Annotated in this window: 2 protein-coding genes; both read right to left on the bottom strand. The window is 63.1% G+C overall.

The features are described 5' to 3' along the window. Positions 1–29: 29 nt before the first annotated feature. Positions 30–2102 carry a recombinase family protein gene (locus NKH59_RS33150; RefSeq protein WP_353024431.1) on the bottom strand — a complete coding sequence of 691 codons (2073 nt, stop codon included), beginning with the start codon at positions 2100–2102 and terminating at the stop codon, positions 30–32. Next, positions 2092–2289, bottom strand: a complete 198-nt coding sequence (locus NKH59_RS33145; protein ID WP_023722661.1) for a hypothetical protein — start codon at positions 2287–2289, stop codon at positions 2092–2094. The genes NKH59_RS33150 and NKH59_RS33145 overlap by 11 nt, the downstream gene beginning before the upstream one ends. Between the last annotated feature and the right edge of the window lie 362 nt (positions 2290–2651).

The raw sequence follows: 2651 nt of genomic DNA, 5'->3' as shown, positions 1-2651 counted from the left end.
TACAATCCTGTTTCATAACACCCATCTGTCTATGTCGTTGAAGTGAATAGGTTTTGCTGATCTGGATGCGATCCCGTGGGGTATTTTGGGTTTTGCCGCGCGCGATGAACGATGCGCTGTGCCGCAGGTTCGCCAAGCGTTGATCGGCTGAAGACCCATGGACCATCCGGCAGAGGATGAACGCCTTCGATCTCGCCCGCCTCGGCGGCGAGCCTGAGGGTCTTCGGTGCAACGCCGAGAAGGCGCGCCGCCTTGTTCAGGTTAAGCCATGGCTCTTTGCCGTCCGCCGCTGGCCGGAAGACAGGGATCTTATGATGCGACCTGTGCGCGGTGACCCGTTCGCGTGTCCATCGATTGCCGTGGCCGGTCACCAGTCCATTGCGGTTGAGGATGCCAGCAATCAGATCATCATTGGCGATGAGCACCAGTTGGCGGACGGCCGCGATGATATCGCCGGACGTGCTGTTGCGCTGTCCACGGCGCCGCTTCGGCAGGCGCAGTTCAGTATGGACGCCGCCAACCCAATGGATCAGAAGAACGATCTCTGACGCTTCGTCATCGATATCGGCGACCACCTCCCGGATGACGGTGCGAACGATGCGCTTCTTGAGCCTTGCATCCGTCGTCCGCGCCGCCCATACAGCCTTGAGATCGGCGGCGAGCGCGGTGACGTGTATTGGCGACAGAAGTGATGGCTCCGATGTCGAGGCATCATGCGCGGCAATCCTGCTCTCGATCTCGCCGACACGCGTAAGCGCCCGGTTCCATCGCAACTCCAGTTCCGCCGCGACCAGCCGGTTCTGCGGATCGATGGCGTCGTATTGCCGGAACGCCCGATCGGCGTTGTAGCGTGCCGCCTCGCGATCGCGCATCAGAGCATCGCGGACCTGATCGCGGCGACTGGCCGCTTGCGCTTCGGCCTCGACGGCCGCGGCTATCGCTGCCGGCTCGACAACCCGCAGAAGAGCTTCCTCGATGGCGTCGTCGACGCGTAGTCCACCGAAGGCGATGCAACGCGGCTCGCCATTGTCAAGCAGACCACGCCAGCAGGAATAGCGCGGAATGTTGTGCTTGGTTCCCGTGTAGCGGACCGTCAGCTTGCGGCCGCAGCGCCGGCAGCGGACAAGGCCGGCGAGCAGAGCGTCGCCATGCTTGGGCGCCCCGTGATGCCGGCTCGTGGGCACGTTGTCGCTCACCATCTTGCGGATCGCTTCCGCCCTTTCCCAGCTGACGTAGCCTTCGTGTGCACCCGGGATCAGCGCCAGCCATTCATCACGCGCCTTACGGCGGCTGCGCGAACGAATGGCTGTTGCATCATATCCCGACGCAGCACGAGTCTTACCATAGGCATAGGCGCCGCCGTAGATCGGGTTCTCGATCATTCGGTGGATGGTCGCATAGCTTGGCCTGCGCCAGACCACATCGCCATTGTTGCGCTTGGCAGGCAAATCCAGCCCATGTTCGAGGAACCAGAGCAGGGCCTGGCGGGCACTGCCGAGTTCCGCCACCTTGTCAAACACAAGGGTGATGGCCTCCTGCATGCGACGGTCGGGATCCTTCTCCAGCCGGTCGCCGACCTTCACGAAGCCGACCGGGGAAGCGACGACGAGTTCACCGCGCCGGGCCTTCTCATAGCGGGCCGACAAGGAGCGCTGACGCAGAAGATCGAGCTCATACTCGTTGAGACTGCCCTTCAATCCCAGCAGCAGCCGGTCATTGCCCTGGCGCGGTGCGTAGACCGTCTCCTGGTCGATCAGCACGGTATCGACGACGCGGCACATCTCGATGAGCTGCTGCCAGTCGCGGCTGTTGCGGGCGAAGCGCGATACCTCCCGCGCCGCAACCGCCCCAACCTTGCCGAGACAGACTGCTGCGACCATCCGATCGAAGCCCGCTCGCGCGACACCGCCAGCAGCAGAGCGGCCGAGATCGTCATCGACCGTCTCGATGCAAGACCAGCCGAGCGCGACCAGGCGATCGCGCATCGCATACTGCAGGGCGCTGCTCTCACGATTGTGCAGAACCTGATGGGCCGAGGACTGCCGCACATAAAGGATCGCCTTTCGCTCCAGATGGTGGGGCCGGATCTTCTCATGCATCATGGCGTGCCTCCTCCCGTGGAACGGCGCGCTCGCCGTCGACGTGGTCGAGGATCAGGCGCACCATCAGCTTTGTCAGCGTCAGGCGCGTCTCTTCCGGCAGCGCCTGCCATGGTGGCATCTGCGCGGTCTCCGCATCGTGCGGGTTGGAGAACAGATCGAACTGATATGTCGTGGGCTGGCGCGGCATGGACCTCTCCCCGATTCGCGTCGTGAGGATCCGATGCTGCGCCCGAAACCTCCAATTGCGATGGGGTGTGGGAATTGGCCGTCGCGTCCTGCAGCAGTGTCACCAAGACGCCAAGCGTTCTGGGATCGACATGTGGGGCAGCGGCAATGCGCCACGCGGTGCAGACCGCGCGATCAAACATCCAGGCCGGAACCTCCAGCCACCGATCGGAGGCGTGGCCAGAGAGACTGCAGCGGAAAACCTCCCGGTCAGCCTTCTCGATCACCTCATGAACGTGAACACAACGCCCGGCCCAGGGATGCCATGGATAAAGAAACTTGCGTTCCTCGGTCCCGTGGGCGTTCTCTCGTCGTGTTGTACAA

This window comes from Mesorhizobium sp. M0998 (assembly GCF_040318885.1).
GTDB lineage: Bacteria > Pseudomonadota > Alphaproteobacteria > Rhizobiales > Rhizobiaceae > Mesorhizobium.
The sequence above is the reverse complement of the archived record's forward strand: the minus strand, read 5'-3'. Positions and strand labels throughout refer to the sequence as shown.

What these genes read in the sequence shown, in the direction of transcription:
- NKH59_RS33145 (WP_023722661.1), bottom strand. Translation starts at nt 2,289, where the DNA reads ATGCCGCGCCAGCCCACGACATATCAGTTCGATCTGTTCTCCAACCCG.
- NKH59_RS33150 (WP_353024431.1), bottom strand. Translation starts at nt 2,102, where the DNA reads ATGATGCATGAGAAGATCCGGCCCCACCATCTGGAGCGAAAGGCGATC.